This is a genomic window from Mucilaginibacter sp., from assembly GCF_025359345.1.
Lineage (GTDB): Bacteria > Bacteroidota > Bacteroidia > Sphingobacteriales > Sphingobacteriaceae > Mucilaginibacter.
The window spans coordinates 132,155-151,224 of record NZ_JANYGQ010000034.1 but is presented as its reverse complement, the minus strand read 5'-3'; the positions used below and the strand labels follow the sequence as shown (position 1 = coordinate 151,224).

Here is a 19,070-nt window from a genome sequence, read left to right as displayed (position 1 = left end):
TACTATTTTGCTATCAGCCTTTACATTTTTGAACATAATAGGGTGTAATGTTTCGGCTGATGTATCAGACACAACTTGTAAAGTAACGTTTGAGTATTTTGTATAAATACGCTCTTGAACTTTACGGCCTTTAATTACTTTATGGTCACGTTCTACAATTGTATATTCTGATTTTTGAGCGATACCAATAACAGGAGTTTTATCGGCAGCGCTACGGCCTTGCGAACCATCAATTTTTTTGTTAGCGTGGCGGTTTTTGTTTTTGCCACCTACGAAAGTTTCGTCAACCTCAATACCACCTTCTAATTGTGTAGCTTCATTGTTTGCTAACATTTCACGTATGCGGTGTAATAAAAACCAAGCTGTTTTTTGAGTGATATTTAAATCCCTGCTTAACTGTAAAGATGAAATCCCTTTTTTGTGTGCGGTACACAGATACATTGCAGCAAACCATAAACGTAATGAAATCTTTGTGTTTTCAAAAATAGTACCTGTAGTTACAGTGAATTTTTTGTGGCATTCTTTAGCCTTGCATTTGTAACCCCTGTTGGTAATGTAAGCACCAACATTACCGCAATGTGGGCAAGCTGGCTCATTATCCCAACGTGATGCAGCTAAGTATTTTACACAAGTTGTTTCATCTTTAAAGAAGTCTAAAACTTGTATCAGGGATTTAAATTGAGTTGCCATTGTGTTTCTTTGTTTGCTTATACAAATATAATAATTTGTCCCAATAACTTCCTAATTTATTTGAAAATACTTTTGCTTTTTTTGCCTGTATTTGTAAAATTGAATTAAAGTTGTTACGTTTGTTTTAAACAAAACAGGAAAGGCCATCCTTTCGGATAGCCTTTTTTATCGCCCTTGAAGCAAAACCTGCACTGTTCAGAGTGACTACTGGCAACGTTTACTCATAGTTAATGAGGCTATTCGTACCATTTGCAACTCTAATGTGGTCTACAGTATTAGCATTTAACTTTGCTGTACGGAGCCACACCCTACTAAGTATCTTATTTGAGGCGGCAATTTTGTCGCCTCTTTTATTATATAATGTTGAAAAATCCATCTTTTGCAGTTCCATCGCTATTTAACCATTCAGTTTTACCCCAAAGTGTATCTTTTTTGCTTCCGGAAAATTGATATTTACCAATTAGGTTTGATTTACCTAAATCGCTAAGGATACCCGATACCTGCACTTGAAATTTATCATTATTTGCTTTGTCGGGATACAAGTCTACTAACATAGCCGTTATCTCTGTTGACCTTGTAAATTCAGATAGTGACAATACTACATTCTTAACACTATCTTTTAGTGAGGATGCTTTTTTAGGCTTACGCGGACCAGGTTGTGTATTTTGCGTTGCTGTAATTTCGGTTTTGCTTACTGTTGATTTTTCTCCCTTGTCATATTCAGCCAAAAGATTATTAACAGACGAAAGAAGATTTAATAGTCTATCTCTTTCCTTTTTTAAATGTGTAACAAAATCTTCCATTGGTTTAATATTGTTTATCGGTACAAACATAACAAAAAACAATTTAGGAAAACAAAATAAAAAAATATTTTTTTATTTACACAATTAAAGACAATATAAAACCCCGAACGTTTTTGACATTCGGGGCTATTTGCATATGATGCGAAATTTTTAATTTACCTTTGTCCCAACTAATATATAGTTACCATTTTTTTAAACGGCTTGATACCACCGGCGGAAAAACAATGCGCATGGAATTCAGAAGACGGGGACAGGGAAATGGCGATGGGCCGATGATGGGCAGGCACCTGATTGCTGAAGACAGCCTGGTGGTAATGACAAGGCGTGGAAGAATGGGCGACGGGAACAAAAAAATGACTTTCAGCTATCGCTTTAACGATGAAAACCCGGATGATGTACGACCGGGCGAACGGAGCTTTAACCGCATGCCGATGCGGGAAATGCGCAGGCACGAACGCCGCAATACCCAAAATTTCGATTACGAAAACACCAATAACGACGGCGTTGTAACACACCTTACCTTCCACGTTTCAGAAGCAACTGACGATGATTTAAAGCGGATGGAGTATGTAGAAGGGCCTAAATTTGATATTAAAGATTTAAACATTTCGCCGCAATTTTCGAGCGGCAAAATTTTGTTAACGTTTGACCTGGCAACAAAGGCTCCAGCTGTTGTAAAATTAAGCGACAGTGAGGGAAAAACCCTTTGGACTGAAAAAACAGCTAACGGCGCTTTCAGCAAAAGCTTTGCATTAGGGCTAAATGGTGTTTACTATCTACAGGTAAAACAAGGCAAAAATATTTCGCTGAAGCGGATAATGAAGGAGGAATAGTTTGCTGTAGGCTGTTGCCACAAAAGATAAATTCGCGATTTTACAGCTGTTAGTTTGTTGAACCCAAAGCTAAAAAGAAAGCCATTTGCAATTAAGCAAATGGCTTTTCAGTTTTTATCACTGCAAACTGCCGACCGGCAACTGCAAACTTATCTTAGAAAGGAAGATCATCCTCATCAGGCGTTGCGCTAATGTCAGCTGGCGGGGCATATTCAGGGGTGGAAGCGGCTCCGGCTCCGGCCAATACGTTTATTTTCCAAAGCTGCATCGAGTTGAAATAACTCTTCTTGCCTGTTTTGTCTGTCCATGGACGGCCTTTTAAATTGAAGAATACTTCAACGTCATCACCAGTCTTAACATTGTCGAGCAAATTGCAGCGGTCTTGTATCGCTTCAAACTTTAAATACTCCGGGTATTGCGGATTTTCAATATATTCAAGTATCAGTTCTCTCTTTTTTAACGACTCGGTTACCTGTGCAGTTGGCCCTACTTCGTGTACTTTACCCTTAACTTCCATAATTCAAAAAAATTTAAAATGTAAAGTTAATAGTTAAGAAGTAAAATCGAGCGTATTTAATTCATAAATTCGCACAATATCATGCAAGTTTTCCACACTGAAAATAAAATAATCATAACCTGCAACAAAAGGTTATCGCCTTACCTGCAGCAGGAGGTTGAAGATTTAGGCTTTAAGCCCGTTCGCGTTTTTCAAACCGGCGTTGAGCTTTTGGGCACCGTTACCGATTGTATAGCGCTTAATTTAAACCTGCGCTGCGCCAGCCAGGTGCTTTATTTAATAAAAAGCTTTAAAGCTGCCGACCCCAAAGAACTTTACGAAGAACTGCTAACCATTGAATGGGAGCAACTCATTGACTTTTCAGGGTATTTTTCGGTAACCTCGAACGTAAATAACGAACATATTCTTACACCGCTTTTCGCAAATGTGAAGGTTAAGGATGCCATAGTCGACAGGATAAAATCTGTAAAGGGTATAAGGCCGAATTCGGGCGCCGAAGCTAATAAAACTGTAGTGCACCTGTACTGGCAGGATAGCGAGGCCGATATATTTTTGGATACATCGGGCGAAACATTGGCCAAACACAGTTATCGTAAAATTCCGGGAAAGGCCCCAATGCTGGAGGCTTTGGCCACATCAACCATAATGGCTACCAACTGGGATAGGAAAAGCACTTTCATTAACCCCATGTGCGGTTCAGGCACGTTGGCAATAGAGGCTGCTTTGCTGGCTACCGACAAGCATCCTGGCCTGTTCAGGATGAATTATGGCTTTATGCACATAATGGGTTATGACGAAACGGTGTTTTTTACCGAACGCCGCAAACTGAAAGATAAAGCAAAAAAAGAAACCGGCTTTAAAATTATAGCCACCGATATTTCGGAAGATGCAATAGATATCTCACAAAAAAATGCCAAAACCGCAGGCGTGGATCACCTGATTGAGTTTAGTGTTTGCGATTTTGCCGACACGCCTGTGCCCGAAGAACCGGGTGTTATTATGTTTAACCCTGAATATGGCGAACGCCTGGGTGTACATACCAAACTGGAAGCTACCTACAAGCGCATTGGCGATTTTATGAAAAAAGACTGCCTGGGCTACCGTGGTTATGTATTTACCGGCAACCCCGACCTGGCAAAAGTTATTGGATTAAAAGCATCGCGCCGCATAGAGTTTTACAACGGCAAGCTCGACTGCCGGTTGTTGGAATATGAGCTTTACACTGGCAGCAAACGCGAGCCAAAAGAGGTTTAAGGTGATTAATTGAGTTTGAATTTTGAGTGCCGGATAAACATAAATCGTGATTATGCGTTATCACAAATTCAATGCTCACTATTAATTATTAAATGAAGAAAATTACAGTATTAGCAATAGCCTTATTAGTATCAGTTAGCTGTTTTGCACAAAAACAGGCTGCATTCCCTTTTAAGGGAGGCAAAGATGCCATGACAAAGTTTTTTAAGGACAGTGTATCCATCCCACAGGAAATTATTAAACGGCGCGTTACCGGCGTGGTAATGTTAAAATTTACCGCCGACGATAAAGGCGACGTAAGTAAAACCATTATCTATTATGCTGATGATGCTTACTTAACCATACCGGTAAATGATGCGTTAAGAAAATCGGCCGGAAAATGGGTTATTGATGCTAAGGAGAAAACCCATGATTTTGTGGTGCCTTTTTACATACGCTACAACCTACCCGAAGTTGATGATGCCGACCTTGCGAAAGCTGCCCTTACCAATTACCGCAACAAAAAGCCGATTTATTCGAACAACCAGATACCGCTTGATATGGTAACCTTATTACCTGCGGTTACTATTAATTACGAAGTTGTTTTGTAGAGCGGCCTAAATTGGGCTAAAGCCCCTCCGTTGTTTTTATTTTTATCCGTCGGCTAAAGCCGGACGGCAATAAAAAGGAACGAAGTTATTCATTGCCGTTCCTTTTAAGGAACGGCTCTATGGCCGATGATTAAGCGGCTTTAGCCAAATTGCTGCTGATGCGCTACCAGGGCACAATACCAACCTCCACCATTAATTTTTACCTGTTATATTTGTATAGCAGATGGAAAACGCGCCCGTTCAAATACTTCGAAAAATCATCCATATTGATATGGATGCGTTTTACGCGTCGGTTGAACAGCGCGATAACCCGGAATATCGTGGTAAACCCCTCGTTGTAGGCGGCCTGCCGCAAGGCCGCGGTGGCGTGGTTGCCACGGCCAGCTACGAGGCCCGTAAATTTGGTATCCGGTCGGCAATGTCATCAAAGCAGGCGTTGCAGCTTTGTCCGCATGCGCTGTTTGTGCGGCCCAGGTTTGATGCTTATAAGGATGTTTCGCGAAAAATCAGGGAGATATTCAGCCGGTACACCGATTTGATTGAACCGCTGTCGCTGGATGAGGCTTACCTCGACGTAACCAGCGATAAACTAAACATCGGTTCGGCCATCGAAATCGCGCAGCAAATAAAACAGGCTATTAAGGACGAATTACAGCTAACTGCATCGGCCGGGGTGTCCATAAATAAATTTGTTGCCAAAATTGCCTCGGACATTAATAAGCCCGACGGTTTGAAGTTTATTGGACCGTCGGCAATTGAGAGTTTTATGGAAAAATTGCCGGTTGAGAAGTTTTTTGGCGTAGGCAAGGTAACCGCCCAAAAAATGAAAAACATGGGCCTGCATACCGGCGATGATTTAAAAAAACTGACTGAAGTTGAGCTCACCAAACATTTCGGCAAAGTGGGCCGCTTTTATTTTAATATAGTGCGGGGGATAGATAACCGCGAAGTACAGCCCCACCGCGAAACAAAATCCTTAGCTGCCGAAGATACATTTGCCTACGACCTGACCACCATTGAAGAAATGGAGGCCGAGTTGGACAAAATTGCCGTCATTGTTTGTACCCGTTTGCAGCACTACCAGCTAAAGGGCCGCACCGTTACCCTTAAAATAAAGTACAGCGATTTTAAGCAAATAACCCGCAACCAGTCATTCGCCACGGGCATTAGCGATTTGGAGACTATAAGCGCCACCGCCAAACGGCTGCTTGCTGCAACGGAACCGGAGGACAAACGAATCAGGCTGCTGGGCATATCGTTATCTAATTTTGGCGAGGTGGTGGTCCGCGCTAAAGAAGAAAAGCAAACGGATCAGCTGAGTTTGTTTCCGTTTTAAAGTAATTCTCATCCAGCCGTCATTGCGAGGAACGAAGCAGCCTTTGCATATGCTAATCAAGAATCAAGAACTTTGTGGTGGCCTATCAGCCGCTTTTAGGTCGCCACAATCGTCAAGTTTCGTTACTGTCCTGCGTAGAGATTGCTTCGTTCCTCGCAATGACGATAAGGTTACTTGGTATAAATTGGATATCAACCAACGCCAATATTCTTTTCAATAATCCCAATTATCTTCAGTATACTTGATCAATCAACCACAAAGCCTTAATGGATAATAATCTTTACACCAATCTGCACGCCGAAGGTTTGATAAGCGACGAATCGTTTACAAAAACAATGCTGCGCGAACAGGAACCCGTGCTATTTTCCTTACATTGGGAGATACGAACGCTGCTGTATATAGGTGTACTATTGCTTACGGGCGGCTTGGGTTTGCTTATTTACGAGAATATCGACACCATTGGGCACCAGTTTGTGCTGGGGCTGATCGCATTGATAAGCGCCGGGTGTTTCGTTTATTGTTTTAGAACAAAACTTCCGTTCAATATAACAAGGGTAGGGGCCCCTAATTCGTTTTTTGATTATATCTTATTACTGGGCAGCATCAGCCTGGTTACTTTTGTTGGCTACCTGCAGTATCAGTACAATGTATTCGGTACGCATTACGGTATGGCCACACTAATACCTATGCTGGCGTTGTTTTTTATCGCTTATTATTTCGACCATTTGGGCATCCTGAGCCTGGCAATTGCCAACTTAGCCGTTTGGATGGGCGTTACCGTAACCCCGAAAGAACTTTTATTACATAGCGATTTCAACAGCCAAACCATTGTTTTTACCTATCTGGCATTGGGACTGATATTGGTATTTGCCGGTTGGGCTTCGCAATGTTTTAACTTCAAAAGGCACTTCAAATTTAGCTACCAGCATTACGGCATACACGTTACTTATATAGCTCTGCTGGCGGGCTATTTCCTTTTTTACGATTCATTTGCCGCATTTGGGTGGATGATTGGCATAGCGATATTGTCTGTAGTGATGTATAACGATGCATTTAAAAACAGCTCATTTTACTTTTTGTTGTTGGTAGCCTTGTACAGCTATATCGCTATAAGCTGCCTGGTAGTAAGGGTGCTCGCCACCGCCGGGGATATTGGCGCGATATACCTCATGTTCCTTTATTTTATCGGATCGGGTATCGGAATGATATTTTTGCTTATCAACCTTAATAAAAAATTGAAAACGCCATGATAGCATATAACAAAACGTGGCTTGCCAACCTGCGTTTGCAACAGCAAGTTAAAGACAACGTTGAACGCGGCAACATAAGCCATGACGAATTTAATGCCATTGCTGAGAAATACGCGGTTGGGTTTTACAGCCCCAATATTTTTGTACGGGTAGGTCTGTTTATAGTTACCTGTATCATAGTTTTATTTGCAGATGGGTTGTTAAGCCTGATAGCTGCCGGCGGAAACATTGCGGAGACGGGTGGCTGGGCTATTTTCCTGGGATTACTAAGTTATGGCGCTTTAGAATTAATGATAAACGCAAAGTATCACTTTCGCTCGGGTGTTGATGATGCGCTGTTATTTACAGCAGGCTGCGCGTTTATTGGCGGCTTTGCTATGTTTTTGCATAAAACTACCGAAGCGCCTGGTTTTCTGCCCATGGCGATACTTGTTTTCCTGCTAACGCTTTATTTAACCATCCGCTTTGCAGATATGCTTGCGGTTGCCGTATGTTGTGCCTCGTTTTTGTGGATGGTGTTTTTGTATTGGACGAGGGTGGCAGGTGTATCAACTGCGCCGTTTATTATGATGCTGGTTTCGGGGGCGATTTATTGGTCGGCGCGCAAATACGGTAGTAGAAAAGAAGTGATAAATTACGCTAATTGTTTTGGAGTAGTACAAATTTTAAGTTTAATAGCGCTGTACGCCGCCGGTAACTATTATATTATTGCTACCCTAAGCGTCGAAATGATGAATCAAACCGGGCCGGTTGCATTCGGTGTTTTGTTTTGGGTGTGGACTATTGCAGTGCCCTTTGTTTATATCGGTTTTGGTCTCAAACAAAAAAATGCGATACTGTTGCGCACGGGTCTGCTGCTGGTTACTGCGGCAGTTTTGACTTTTCGTAATTATTATCACCTGTTGCCGGTCGACGTGATGTTGACTATTGCCGGGCTTGCACTGCTTAGTATTGTGTATGCCATAATGCGCTACCTTAAAAAACCTAAACATGGTTTCACCTGTGCGGAACCGGACAAGGTGAATGCGCTGGATCATCTTAAAATTGAATCGCTGATTGTTGCCGAGACGTTTAGTCACACACCCACAGCACCTGCAAACGATGGTGCGGAATTTGGCGGTGGCGATTTTGGGGGTGGTGGCTCGAGTGGGGGATTTTAGTCATTGAAATGAGCTTATTTAACTCGTCATTGCGAGGAACGAAGCAACCTCTACGCATGCCAATCATGAAGTAATAGCGTTGTGGTGACCTATCAGCCGCATTTAGGTCGCCACAATCATTAAGTTTCGTAACTGTCCTATGTAGAGGTTGCTTCGTTCCTCGCAATGACGGTAGATTGTACAACTCACACCAACTTATCCGGCGTTATCGGTAATTCCCTTACCCGTTTCCCGGTTGCGTTATAAACGGCATTGGCAACTGCGGCGGCTACACCTATAGTGGCAATTTCGCCCATGCCTTTGGCGCCGATGGGATTGAGGATGGTATCGGCTTTATTTACAAAGTAGGCTTCAACCTGGGGTATGTCAGCCTGTACAGGTACATGATAATCGGCAAAGTTGTTGTTTACCAGGCGGCCGTAGCGGTGGTCGATAATTGCTTCTTCGGTTAGCGCCATGCCTATACCCATAATGGTGCCGCCTATCATCTGGCTGCGGGCAGTTTTGGGGCTAATGATAAGCCCTGCATCGGCAACAGATATTGCCTTATTGATTTTAACCACACCGGTAGTTGGATGCACCAGCACCTTCATAAAATGTACCGACCACGAATACATAGCATATTTACCTTGCTCGGCGCCGCCTTTTGATGAAGTAGTCACTTCCAGCTTGTCGAGGTTTTGTTGCTTTAGTATTTGTGTATAGTTGGTGGCATCAATATTGCCTGCCATTGATTTGAATTTCTCTTTAAGCTCGACACAGGCATCATGCACCGCCGAACCGACGGTAGATGTTATCTGTGAGCCGCCCTGCGTTGGCGATGGCGGCAGCGACGAATCGCCCATATCAAACTTAATCTTTTCGGCGGGTATGCCCATAACTTCAGATGCTATGGATACCATCGCCGTGCCCGTTCCAGGACCGATATCGGTTACTGCTGTTTGCAAAACCAGCGTGCCGTCAGCCATCATGCGCGCCAGTACCGTTGCCGAGCTGCGGTGTGCGCCAAACATACCTGCCGCCATACCGTAGCCGGCCAGCCAGCCGTTTTCGGTAACTGCGCCCGGCTTTTGATTACGATTAGTCCAACCTATTTTTTCAGCGCCTATCTTGTAAGCTTCGCTTAAAAACTTGCTGCTGTAAGGCTTGTCGTTACCGGGGTCGGTTTCGGCATAATTTCGCATGCGGAAATCAATGGGATCGATGTTTAATTGATAAGACAGCTCGTCCATCGCTGATTCCAACGCAAAAGCGCCAGTCGCCTCTCCTGGTCCGCGCATCGGCGTCGGGGTATTTACGTTAAGCGATACTATTTTGTAACGTGTATTTATATTCGGGCTTGCATACATCAGCTGACTGATGTTAACCACGCCTTCAGTAAAATCTTCATATACCGATGATTGTCCGGTTGCCTCATGTGTAATGCCAACCAGTTTTCCGTCCGGATTAGCGCCAATGCTCACCTTTTGCCAGGTATATGGGCGATAACCTACCGATGTAAACATATCGGCACGGCTTAAAACCAGCTTAACGGGTTTGCCCACCACTTTGGCAGCCAATACAGCCGCAATCTCGTGCGGCCACGTGCGCAAAGCTGCGCCAAACGCTCCGCCAACAAAAGGGGCGGTCACCTGCACATTTTCGGGCGGGAGTTTAAATGCCTGGGCAATGCTGCGCTGGGTTGATTTTACACCCTGTGTTTTGGTATAAACGGTTATCTTGTCGTCCGCGTCCCAGCGGGCAATTGTGGCGTGTAACTCCATGGGGTTATGCACTTCGGTGGGGATGGTATATTCCTGTTGAATTTTTACCGGCGCCATGTTCCAGGTATCCTCTACGCCTTTTACGAAATCTTTACCACGGCCAGGAGCAACGGCAGTACTAATGTTATCTTTTAAATTAGTTTGATGTGGGCCGGATTCATAAACTGCGCTTACCCGCGAGGCAGCGAACAAAGCCCGCTCAAAAGTATCGGCCACAACCAAAGCAATAGGCTGGCCGTTAAAATATACCTGGTCGTTATAAAATATTTTGAGCGGCCCTTTAGGCGTGGGCGTATCGGTTTGGTACCCCGGAATTTTGGGTGCATTAAAACAGGTAAGCACTGAAAGTACACCCGGCGCGGCTTCCGCTTTTTTTGTGTCGATTGATTTTATAGTCCCTTTGGTAATGGTACTGCCAACCAGTACGCCATAGACCAAATCTTTTACTTTATATTCGGCAGAGTATTTAGCCCGGCCGGTAACTTTCAGGCGGCCGTCAACACGGCTTAATCCCTCTTTTGCCATTGGGTCATTGGTCATTATGTCATCGGTTATTTGCCCTATAATCTCTTTAACTTTCATAACATTCCAACTTTACAACATTTCAACTTTCCAACAAATTCTCCATTCCCACCAACTTATCCGGCGTAATAGGCAATTCCCGTATCCTTTTTCCGGTTGCGTTAAACACTGCATTCGCCACTGCAGCGGCCATACCTATCAGGGCGATTTCGCCCATGCCTTTTGCCCCCATGGGGTTAAGGTAGGGGTCGGGTTTGTTCACAAACAGGGCCTCAATTTGGGGGATATCGGCATTAACCGGTAAATGATAATCGGCAAAGCTGTTGTTCACCAGGCGACCATACCTATGGTCGATAATCACTTCTTCCATCAACGCCATGCCTATGCCGCCGATGGCTCCGCCAACAATCTGGCTGCGGGCGGTCTTGGGGCTAACAATATGCCCCGAATCGGCAACGCAAACGGCTTTATCAACCTTTACAACGCCTGTGGCGGGGTGCACCAACACTTTAATAAAATGAACCGACCACGAGTACATGGCATATTTTTCCATCTCGGGTCCGCCCGACACCGCTGATGTTACTTCCAGTTTTGGCAGGTTATTCTTTTTCAATACGGCAACATAGTCAGGCTTATCTGTGCCGCCATTTCCGATTAGTTTTTGAAAGTTTTCCTTTAAATCGGTACAGGCCTGGTACACAGCCGAACCAACAGTTGCTGTTGTAGACGAGCCTCCCTGGCTTGGCGCCTGCGGCAGCGACGAATCGCCCATATCAAACCTGATTTTATCGGCAGGTATGCCCATGATATCTGATGCGATAGTTACCATCGCGGTGCCGGTACCGGGGCCGATGTCGCTTACGGCGGTTTGTATAATTAACGTGCCGTCGGCCATCATAATGGCTCTGGCCGAAGCTTTATCGCGATAGGCGCCAAACATGCCGACTGCCATGCCGTAACCCTCCAGCCAACCATTTTTTGTTACGGATGCCGGTTTTGCTTTCCTGTCGCTCCAGCCGATGCCGTCGGCACCAAGCTTATAAGCTTCTTTTAAATATTTGCTCGAAAATGGTTTGCCATTATCAGGGTCGGTTTCAGCGTTGTTTATTATGCGCAACTCAATAGGGTCGATATTCAGCGCGTAAGAAAGTTCATCCAGTGCCGATTCCAGCGCGAACGCACCTGTAGCTTCACCGGGCCCGCGCATCCAGGTTGGCGAACCAATATCAAGCGGGGTAATTTTATAAATGGTGTTTACATTGGGACAAGCATAGGTTGAATGGCTTACTCCTGCCGGGCCTTCGTTGAAATCTTCATAGGTGGATGTCTGACCGTTGGCCTCGTGGGTAATACCGACCAGTTTGCCGTCGGCATTTGCGCCAATGCCAATTTTTTGCCAGGTATGTGGGCGGTAACCTACAGAGGTAAACATATCTGCCCTGCCAAGCACCAGTTTAACCGGGCGTTTAACCACTTGTGCAGCCAAAATAGCGGCCACTTCGTGCGGCCAAACCTGCAGGGCACTGCCAAAGGCGCCGCCTACAAATTTGGAGTTTACCTGTATATTAGCTTTTGGCAGTTTAAATATATTGGCAATGCCGTCCTGCGTATCCTGTACACCCTGGGTTTTGGTCCAAACGGTCAATTTATCAGGGGCATCCCACTTGGCAATTATGGCATGCAGTTCCATCGGACTATGTGTTTCGGACGGAATAATGTACTCCTGCTCCAGCTTTACAGGCGCAGTTTTCCAGGCATCGGCAATGCCGCGTGTTTTTTTTCCATCACCTTCAGGTGCAAATGCCTTTGCGGTGTTTTCAGCTAATTTGGTTTGATGTGTATCGGCAATATATTGCGCCTTAACCAACGAGGCTGCATATTGCGCGCGCTCGAATGTATTGGCAATGACTACGGCAATTGGCTGGCCGTTAAATAATATTTTATTGTTATAAAAAAGCTTGTACGTGCCTTTTGCAGGCTCTTGCTTGCCCGGCTCAACCCGGTAACCTGCTATTTTGGGCGAATTAATATGAGTGATAACAGCCAACACCCCGGGCGCCTTTTCGGCTGCTTTGGTATCGATTGACCGGATGGTGCCTTTGGTTATGGTACTGCCAACCAGTACGGCATAAACCATCCCGGCAGGTGTAAATTCCGCCGAATACCTAGCCGCGCCGGTAACCTTTAATCGTCCGTCGATACGGCTCATTCCTTTCGTCATTGTGTCATTAGTCATTGTGTCATTGGTAAAAGGGGATACTATCAGCTTCATTATTGAAGTAAAGTGCCTTTCGAACCTTTACAACAATTACAACCTTTACAACTTACTGCAACCTACACCAACCCTGCCGCATGTTTCAGCGCTTCAACTAAGGTAGCCGGGGCAAGTTTTAGTTTAAATTTATTGTATTCGTAGGCTTTTGCGCCTTGCATGGCTATTTCGGCAGCTTGTTTGAAGCTTTCTTCTGTTGCAGGTTTGCCAATTAGCGCTTTCTCGGCATCAAACAAACGCCATGGCTTATGCGCCACACCGCCCATCGCCAAACGGGATTGCTTTATTGTGCCATTGCTAATTTCCAAAGCAGCAGCAACCGACGTCAACGCAAAAGCATAGGATTGCCTGTCGCGTATTTTTAAATAGTAGCTGTTTTTGGCGAAATTATTATTTGGTATGCTAATGCCTGTAATTAGTTCGCCAGCGGCGAGGGTATTGTCCATTTCAGGATGCTCACCAGGCAAACGGTGAAACTCGGTAAAAGGAATAAGCCGCTGACCTTTGCGACCACTTACTGTTACAGTAGCATCCAGCGCCGCCAAAGCCACGCACATATCGCTTGGGTGCACGGCAATACATTTATCGCTTGCGCCAAAAATAGCGTGCATCCTGTTATACCCCCCGATAGCCCCGCATCCTGAGCCGGGCTCCCGTTTATTACATGGCATTGTGGTGTCGTAAAAATAAGCACAACGGGTGCGCTGCATCATATTGCCGCCAACTGTGGCCATATTACGCAATTGCGGTGAGGCCCCTGCGTTAAGCGCCATCGCCAGCAGCGGCTGCAGATCTTTAACAAGGTTGGCTTCTGCCACGGCACTGTTTAAAGCCAGTGCCCCAATGTGCAGGTGGCCTAATTTATTCACAGAAATACTGTTCAGGGGCAATTGGTTAATATCAACCAGTTTATCGGGCGCGATAACGCCGCGTTTCATCAGGTCGATCAAATTGGTACCGCCTGCTATGATTTTTGTACCGGGTTTGGCAATAGCGTCAATTGCACTTTGTTGCGTGGTTGCGCGGGTGTATTGAAATGCTTTCATACGGCATGTCCCCCTTCCTTAACTTCCTGTATGGCGTTAACAATGTTTGGATAAGCCCCGCAGCGGCAGATATTCCCGCTCATATATTCGCGTATTTCCATTTCCGAATTGGCATGTCCCTCGCGTATGCAAGCCACGGCCGACATAATTTGCCCTGGGGTGCAATACCCGCATTGAAAGCCGTCGTGCTTTAAAAAGGCTTCCTGCATGGGGTGCAGCTCGTCGCCCTTGGCAAGACCCTCAATAGTGGTTATCTTTTTGCCGCTGGCCATTACGCCAAGCGTTAAACAACTGTTTACCCGGTGTCCGTCAACATGAACGGTACATGCGCCGCATTGGCCATGGTCGCAGCCTTTTTTGGTGCCGGTAAGGTCGAGCTGTTCGCGCAGGATATCAAGCAAGGTAGCGCGCGGCTCAACCGATAGATTATGGGCGACGCCGTTTACTTCAAGCTTTACAGGCATTTTTTCAAATGCTTCGGCAATTTTTTCGTCCACCCGCATGTCAGCGGCCTTAATGGCAGTACCGGGAGTTAACGCAATTGCCGTTAACAACGTGCTTTGCTTCAAGAAATTACGGCGGGAATTATCCTTTTCTCCGGTATCAAATTCGGGCAAAGCATAGTCTTTTTCGTCTTCCATAGATAATAGCTTTATGAAAGGACAAGTTAGGGACTTTTTTGCTTACCCCGGGTAGCAGGAACAAAGAATTTACAAAAAATGCGTTATGTTTTATTTTATACAATGCTTTTACATAGGCATTTAATAAACTAAGATTCTTTGGATTTATAGGATTTTAGGATTGCCTTTTTTGATGGAGAACCAATGTAGCTAATTCGGTTATGGTAGAATTTGGCTGAAGCCGGAATCGGAATTTTATTTATCCGTCGGCTAAAGCCGGACGGCAATGAAAAGATATGTAGAGCGAGAATTCATTGCCGTCACTTTCAAGTGACGGGGAACATGCTAGCGATGAATGGCTTTAGCCAAATTTAGCCGGCACGCACTAATTTGATTGTAGTTCGAAGATATTAGTAACTATTCAGCCTGTTCCCCTTATACATCATAAACAAACCATAGCATGATGTTGCCACCGCCAAGCCACCACCGGTAAATGCAGCCACCCCAGCTTGGGTAAGTGTATGATTTAAGCTGAATACGATAGCCAAAACAGCTATGATAGTGCTCCACGTTGCCAGGTAATAATCAAGGGTACGCTTAAATACTTTGGCCAGCGGGAAAAAATGCAGGCCCACCACCAGCGCAATTGCAGGTATTGTTAATTCAGGATGACCAAGATTGACAACCACATTAACCGCAATAAAAATTAGCAGGCCTTCAGCACCGAAAATAATGCCGAACCACATGCCCATCTTTTTGCCCTCGGCCTTATCTGCTTCCGACTCTATCGCCGGGTGTAGTTTTGCAATGCCAAACAGTTTGATTCCCTTTATAACAAAGCTTATCGCCAAAAAAGGGAACACAATTAGCCCCCACGCCTGCACTGTGCCATGCAATCCGCTAAAGGCAATGCCCGTCCATATCATGGTAAAGCCCGCCATCATCAGCAAGCCGGTTGCAATGCCTTTTACTGCTACAGCGGGTATTAATTGTGATTTGTCATTCATATTTGTTTAGGTTAATATCAGTTTATTATAAGTAGAGACGCCCGATAGTTCGGGGCGTCTCTACGAGATTTTGTTCTTTATTTTTTCTCTAGCTTAGGCACCCTTTTTGGTGTATCAGCGCCGGATACAATGCCTCGCGAGCTCAAAGCTATTGCCCGGATGGTAGATGTAATATTTGCTACATCCAATGTGCTAAACTCGTCACCAACGGTGTGGTAAAGCTTATCAATATCAATTTGATCTGTTGATATGGTGTGCGCCGGTACGCCGACTGCTGCCAGTGAAGCATTATCGCTACGGTAAAACAGGTTTTGTGCCGGGTACGGATCCGGGTAAAATTTAAAGGCGGTGCCCTCCAGGTTTTTTTGCAGGATGGTGCCAAAATCCGACCGTTCAAAGCCGGTAATAAAAGCCGAATTTTCGCCGAATTTGGATGCTTTGCCAATCATCTCGATATTAAACATAGCCACTACTTTATCAGGGTCCACAGTTGTTGCAAAATACTGTGAGCCAAACTCGCCGATCTCTTCGGCGGTAAATGCGGCAAAAATTAAAGTGCGGGCATTATTATTTAGCTTTTTGTAGTATTTGGCCAGCGTGATAACAGCTGTGGTGCCCGATGCGTCATCGTCGGCACCATTCGCAATGCTGTCGCCTTTTACGGGTTTAATAATACCCAAATGGTCGTAGTGACCTGAAAATACAACCGACTCATCCGGTTTTGTTTTGCCCGGAATCATTCCCACTATGTTAAATAAGGCCAGCTTTTCTGATTTACCGGTATAGCTTACGTCGAAAGACTTAATATCATCATGGTTGCCCAGCACAAATACCAACTGTTGCGCATCGTTTGGCTGATTGTTGATGCCGCCTTTCAGCGTCCGGTTTCTTAGGTTTTGGAAAATAGAAGTGAATTGAGGGTCAACCAAAATCAGCATTTTTTTGCCGCTTTGCGCATAGCCCATGTATTCGTTCCGAAAGTTTTTGTCGGCGCTCAGTTTAACTATCTGCACATCGCTGTTGTTGGTCCAGTTAAACGCCGTGGCGCTCGAACTGGTAAAAACACTATCCTGCGGTATCAGTTTACCGTTGATATTTGCCAGGGTTTTAAGCGCGGTAACCCGCGTCTGGGTGAAATTTTGGCGGAAGCTTGTGTTACCTGTTAAGGGTACCAGGCCAGCCTGCTTGTACTGTCCTTCTATGTACTGCGCAGCTTTCTCAATGCCGGGGGTAAACGTTGCACGGCCCTGCATATCATCGGCCGATAAGGTTTTGATAACTTGTTCAACCTCGTTTTGGTTAATTAGTTTATTTACGTCCTGGCTGTAGCTATAGAAAGATACTGCCAGTAGGGCTAATGCCGCCGTTACTTTTTTCATTGATGAGTCGTTAGTTTTAAGTTTAATTTTTTATTTGACCTTTGATGATAGCCAGTTGTTACGGAAAGTTTCCTGTTCTTTTGTTAATTCTTTCCCGGCCTTCTCGTTTGTAACCACTTCAAGAGTTGGGTTTTCTTCTAATACTATGGTTGTTTCGTGCTCGCCGGTGCGGTTTTTGTAATTAACCACCAGCTTATCGCCGATATTTTTTGTTGCCACAACATCGGTAAATGATTTGGCATCGGTTACATCTTTGCCATCGGCTTTAAGAATAACGTCGCCGGCATCTAGCCCTGCTTTGTAAACAGGAGTGCCTTGCACAGTGCTTGCCAGGATAGGCAAACCGGCTTCGCCGTTTGTTTTGGCTACGCCGGCTTTGCCGCGGTTTTGCACTACCGATAACGGCCCGGCCCATGCCTTGCCCGGTGCCATTTTGCGTAATATTAATCCGGCTTTGGCTAACAAACCTTCATAGTCGTTTTTATCAAGCCCGTTGATGTATTTGCCAAAAAAATCAGCCGCAAACTTTGGGTTTTTGGTTACCTGTGCCAGGTCGGCTTGCAAGTCGGGGATGGTGTAAGGCTTCATTACCTTGCCCCGGTTTAGCCAAACGGTGCGCATATAATCATCCAATGTCAAATTAAAATCGCTGCGTAAACGTAAATCCAAGGCCAGCGCAATGGCGCCGCCGTAAAAATAGTAGCTGGTAAAAACGTTGTTGTTGTTATTAGGGTCGATAGAAACCCCAGCATCTGCAAATACCGAGTAGCGGCTCATTTGGGGTGCCGTATAATTTTTTGATGCCGGTTTATTTAATACCGCATTTACAAGACCGGCAATAGTGCCCGTGTACTGGTCAATTTTTTGGAACCCCGAACGCACCAGCAGCATTTCGCCATAATATTGGGTAAAACCTTCGGCAAACCAAAGCTCGCTGCTCATGTTGGCATGCTCAAAATTAAATGGCTCCAACGATTTCGGGCGGATGCGTTTTACATTCCAGCTGTGGAAATACTCATGCGAAAACGTGCCCAATAACCAAACTTCGTTACCCTGGAGCTTGTCAGCTGGCTGCACTATACAGGTGGAATTGCGGTGCTCCATGCCGTCGCCGGAAACAGTTGGGTGTATATCATCTAAAAAGGTGTATTCGCCATAATCATATGCAGGTAATTCGCCAAAAACCGCCTTTTCTTCAAGTACCATTTTCTGTACCATGGTTGCGAAGTTATCCACAACCGCCTGGCTATCATCTGCATGAATGGTGAGGTTTATTTTCTCGGTCTTTCCGTCAGTGTTTTTTACATCCCAGCTATTTATTTTATAGTCCGAAAGCTCTGTTGGGCTGTCCATCATATACTGCATATCAAGGGCGCTGTAAACATTTCCGTTTTCGTGCTTTAGCTGGGTGGCTACTTTCCAGTTGTACTTGTCCAAATCATTAAACTGGAACTGGACGGGGCGTTTTTCCTGGCCGGGTATCCACATAAAGGCCGCAGGCATGTTCAGGTGCGCGTGGCTTGCGTCTATGCTGGCGTAGGTTCCATCGGTATGGTTTGCAAAAAGGGTGTAAGAAATTTTTACAGTTTCGGGATGCGAGCCAACCTCGTAAACATCGCCCTCAATTTGTTTTATCGGCAGTTCCTTGCCTTTGCCGTCGGTGGCCTTAACATTGTAAACGTTTTTGCCAAACTCGTGCGTGGCATAACGTCCGGCCGATGAGCGGCTCATCCTCACATTAAACTTGCCATCAGGCGCCTGCGGCACAAATATCACTATCTCTGCTTCGTGGTGGGCCGCGTTAGGGAACGATATGGAATAAAATATAGGCCGGACAGGTTGCTGGGCCATAGCTTCGGCTGCCATAAATCCGGCAGCAAGTATTAAAAACAGTTTCTTCATACAGTCAGTTAAAGCGATGAAATTACTATTTATATGGGAAAAAGTTATGTAATAAAGTTGAGAGGAGTCCGAAAGTTGGGAAAGTCAGTAAAGTCCGAAAGACGGAAATCAATATCGTAGGGGCTT

General features: G+C 45.0%; 16 protein-coding genes. 6 read left to right on the top strand and 10 right to left on the bottom strand.

The annotated features are described in order from the left end of the window. Both Q0R52_RS24565 and Q0R52_RS24560 read right to left on the bottom strand, forming a co-directional pair. Positions 1-690 (bottom strand): IS1595 family transposase (locus tag Q0R52_RS24565; protein ID WP_295799947.1); only part of this gene is annotated, 690 nt, incomplete at its 3' end. Positions 691-1,043: 353 nt separating this feature from the next. Continuing rightward, on the bottom strand, positions 1,044-1,493 hold the full coding sequence (locus Q0R52_RS24560; RefSeq protein ID WP_295799945.1) for a hypothetical protein: 450 nt from the start codon (positions 1,491-1,493) through the stop codon (positions 1,044-1,046). A 230-nt stretch (positions 1,494-1,723) separates the two neighbouring features. Between Q0R52_RS24560 and Q0R52_RS24555 the strand changes: the two genes are divergently transcribed. Continuing rightward, a complete protein-coding gene (locus Q0R52_RS24555; RefSeq protein WP_295799944.1) occupies positions 1,724-2,326 on the top strand; it encodes a T9SS type A sorting domain-containing protein in 603 nt (200 codons plus the stop codon). 154 nt (positions 2,327-2,480) lie between these two features. On the opposite strand, the gene Q0R52_RS24550 is transcribed toward Q0R52_RS24555, so the two are convergent. Next, positions 2,481-2,843 carry a DUF3127 domain-containing protein gene (locus Q0R52_RS24550; RefSeq protein ID WP_252790081.1) on the bottom strand — a complete coding sequence of 121 codons (363 nt, stop codon included), beginning with the start codon at positions 2,841-2,843 and terminating at the stop codon, positions 2,481-2,483. Positions 2,844-2,924: 81 nt separating this feature from the next. On the opposite strand from Q0R52_RS24550, the gene Q0R52_RS24545 reads away from it, so the two are divergent. The 5 genes from Q0R52_RS24545 to Q0R52_RS24525 all read left to right on the top strand — a co-directional run bounded on the left by Q0R52_RS24545 (position 2,925) and on the right by Q0R52_RS24525 (position 8,433). Continuing rightward, positions 2,925-4,097 carry a class I SAM-dependent RNA methyltransferase gene (locus Q0R52_RS24545; RefSeq protein ID WP_295799942.1) on the top strand — a complete coding sequence of 391 codons (1,173 nt, stop codon included), beginning with the start codon at positions 2,925-2,927 and terminating at the stop codon, positions 4,095-4,097. 92 nt (positions 4,098-4,189) lie between these two features. Further along, the gene (locus Q0R52_RS24540) at positions 4,190-4,687 is read left to right on the top strand and encodes a hypothetical protein (RefSeq protein WP_295799939.1); all 498 of its coding nucleotides are present in this window, start codon (positions 4,190-4,192) and stop codon (positions 4,685-4,687) included. Between the two features lie 223 nt (positions 4,688-4,910). Beyond that, on the top strand, positions 4,911-6,023 hold the full coding sequence (gene dinB, locus Q0R52_RS24535; protein WP_295799937.1) for a DNA polymerase IV: 1,113 nt from the start codon (positions 4,911-4,913) through the stop codon (positions 6,021-6,023). Positions 6,024-6,289: 266 nt separating this feature from the next. Next, on the top strand, positions 6,290-7,273 hold the full coding sequence (locus Q0R52_RS24530) for a DUF2157 domain-containing protein (protein WP_295799934.1): 984 nt from the start codon (positions 6,290-6,292) through the stop codon (positions 7,271-7,273). Beyond that, complete coding sequence (locus Q0R52_RS24525) at positions 7,270-8,433, top strand: hypothetical protein (RefSeq protein WP_295799931.1); 1,164 nt, start codon at positions 7,270-7,272, stop codon at positions 8,431-8,433. The genes Q0R52_RS24530 and Q0R52_RS24525 overlap by 4 nt, the downstream gene beginning before the upstream one ends. Before the next feature lie 185 nt (positions 8,434-8,618). On the opposite strand, the gene Q0R52_RS24520 is transcribed toward Q0R52_RS24525, so the two are convergent. The 7 genes from Q0R52_RS24520 to Q0R52_RS24490 form a co-directional block, all read right to left on the bottom strand. After that, positions 8,619-10,778: a xanthine dehydrogenase family protein molybdopterin-binding subunit gene (locus tag Q0R52_RS24520; protein ID WP_295799929.1), complete on the bottom strand. Its 2,160-nt coding sequence runs from the start codon at positions 10,776-10,778 to the stop codon at positions 8,619-8,621. 22 nt (positions 10,779-10,800) lie between these two features. Then, positions 10,801-12,954, bottom strand: coding sequence for a xanthine dehydrogenase family protein molybdopterin-binding subunit (locus Q0R52_RS24515; RefSeq protein WP_295799926.1), 2,154 nt, complete (start codon positions 12,952-12,954; stop codon positions 10,801-10,803). Positions 12,955-13,052: 98 nt separating this feature from the next. Next, a complete protein-coding gene (locus Q0R52_RS24510; protein WP_295799925.1) occupies positions 13,053-14,036 on the bottom strand; it encodes a xanthine dehydrogenase family protein subunit M in 984 nt (327 codons plus the stop codon). Next, positions 14,033-14,677, bottom strand: coding sequence for a (2Fe-2S)-binding protein (locus Q0R52_RS24505; RefSeq protein WP_295799921.1), 645 nt, complete (start codon positions 14,675-14,677; stop codon positions 14,033-14,035). The genes Q0R52_RS24510 and Q0R52_RS24505 overlap by 4 nt, the downstream gene beginning before the upstream one ends. Positions 14,678-15,066: 389 nt before the next feature. After that, the gene (locus Q0R52_RS24500; protein ID WP_295799918.1) at positions 15,067-15,663 is read right to left on the bottom strand and encodes a hypothetical protein; all 597 of its coding nucleotides are present in this window, start codon (positions 15,661-15,663) and stop codon (positions 15,067-15,069) included. A 77-nt stretch (positions 15,664-15,740) separates the two neighbouring features. Continuing rightward, on the bottom strand, positions 15,741-17,042 hold the full coding sequence (locus Q0R52_RS24495; protein ID WP_295799916.1) for a M20/M25/M40 family metallo-hydrolase: 1,302 nt from the start codon (positions 17,040-17,042) through the stop codon (positions 15,741-15,743). Between the two features lie 30 nt (positions 17,043-17,072). Then, complete coding sequence (locus Q0R52_RS24490) at positions 17,073-18,944, bottom strand: PDZ domain-containing protein (RefSeq protein WP_295799914.1); 1,872 nt, start codon at positions 18,942-18,944, stop codon at positions 17,073-17,075. Between the last annotated feature and the right edge of the window lie 126 nt (positions 18,945-19,070).

What these genes read in the sequence shown, in the direction of transcription:
- Q0R52_RS24530 (WP_295799934.1), top strand. Translation starts at nt 6,290, where the DNA reads ATGGATAATAATCTTTACACCAATCTGCACGCCGAAGGTTTGATAAGC.
- Q0R52_RS24500 (WP_295799918.1), bottom strand. Translation starts at nt 15,663, where the DNA reads ATGAATGACAAATCACAATTAATACCCGCTGTAGCAGTAAAAGGCATT.
- Q0R52_RS24490 (WP_295799914.1), bottom strand. Translation starts at nt 18,944, where the DNA reads ATGAAGAAACTGTTTTTAATACTTGCTGCCGGATTTATGGCAGCCGAA.
- Q0R52_RS24550 (WP_252790081.1), bottom strand. Translation starts at nt 2,843, where the DNA reads ATGGAAGTTAAGGGTAAAGTACACGAAGTAGGGCCAACTGCACAGGTA.
- Q0R52_RS24505 (WP_295799921.1), bottom strand. Translation starts at nt 14,677, where the DNA reads ATGGAAGACGAAAAAGACTATGCTTTGCCCGAATTTGATACCGGAGAA.
- Q0R52_RS24520 (WP_295799929.1), bottom strand. Translation starts at nt 10,778, where the DNA reads ATGAAAGTTAAAGAGATTATAGGGCAAATAACCGATGACATAATGACC.
- dinB (WP_295799937.1), top strand. Translation starts at nt 4,911, where the DNA reads ATGGAAAACGCGCCCGTTCAAATACTTCGAAAAATCATCCATATTGAT.
- Q0R52_RS24560 (WP_295799945.1), bottom strand. Translation starts at nt 1,493, where the DNA reads ATGGAAGATTTTGTTACACATTTAAAAAAGGAAAGAGATAGACTATTA.
- Q0R52_RS24510 (WP_295799925.1), bottom strand. Translation starts at nt 14,036, where the DNA reads ATGAAAGCATTTCAATACACCCGCGCAACCACGCAACAAAGTGCAATT.
- Q0R52_RS24555 (WP_295799944.1), top strand. Translation starts at nt 1,724, where the DNA reads ATGGAATTCAGAAGACGGGGACAGGGAAATGGCGATGGGCCGATGATG.
- Q0R52_RS24495 (WP_295799916.1), bottom strand. Translation starts at nt 17,042, where the DNA reads ATGAAAAAAGTAACGGCGGCATTAGCCCTACTGGCAGTATCTTTCTAT.
- Q0R52_RS24525 (WP_295799931.1), top strand. Translation starts at nt 7,270, where the DNA reads ATGATAGCATATAACAAAACGTGGCTTGCCAACCTGCGTTTGCAACAG.
- Q0R52_RS24545 (WP_295799942.1), top strand. Translation starts at nt 2,925, where the DNA reads ATGCAAGTTTTCCACACTGAAAATAAAATAATCATAACCTGCAACAAA.
- Q0R52_RS24515 (WP_295799926.1), bottom strand. Translation starts at nt 12,954, where the DNA reads ATGACTAATGACACAATGACGAAAGGAATGAGCCGTATCGACGGACGA.
- Q0R52_RS24540 (WP_295799939.1), top strand. Translation starts at nt 4,190, where the DNA reads ATGAAGAAAATTACAGTATTAGCAATAGCCTTATTAGTATCAGTTAGC.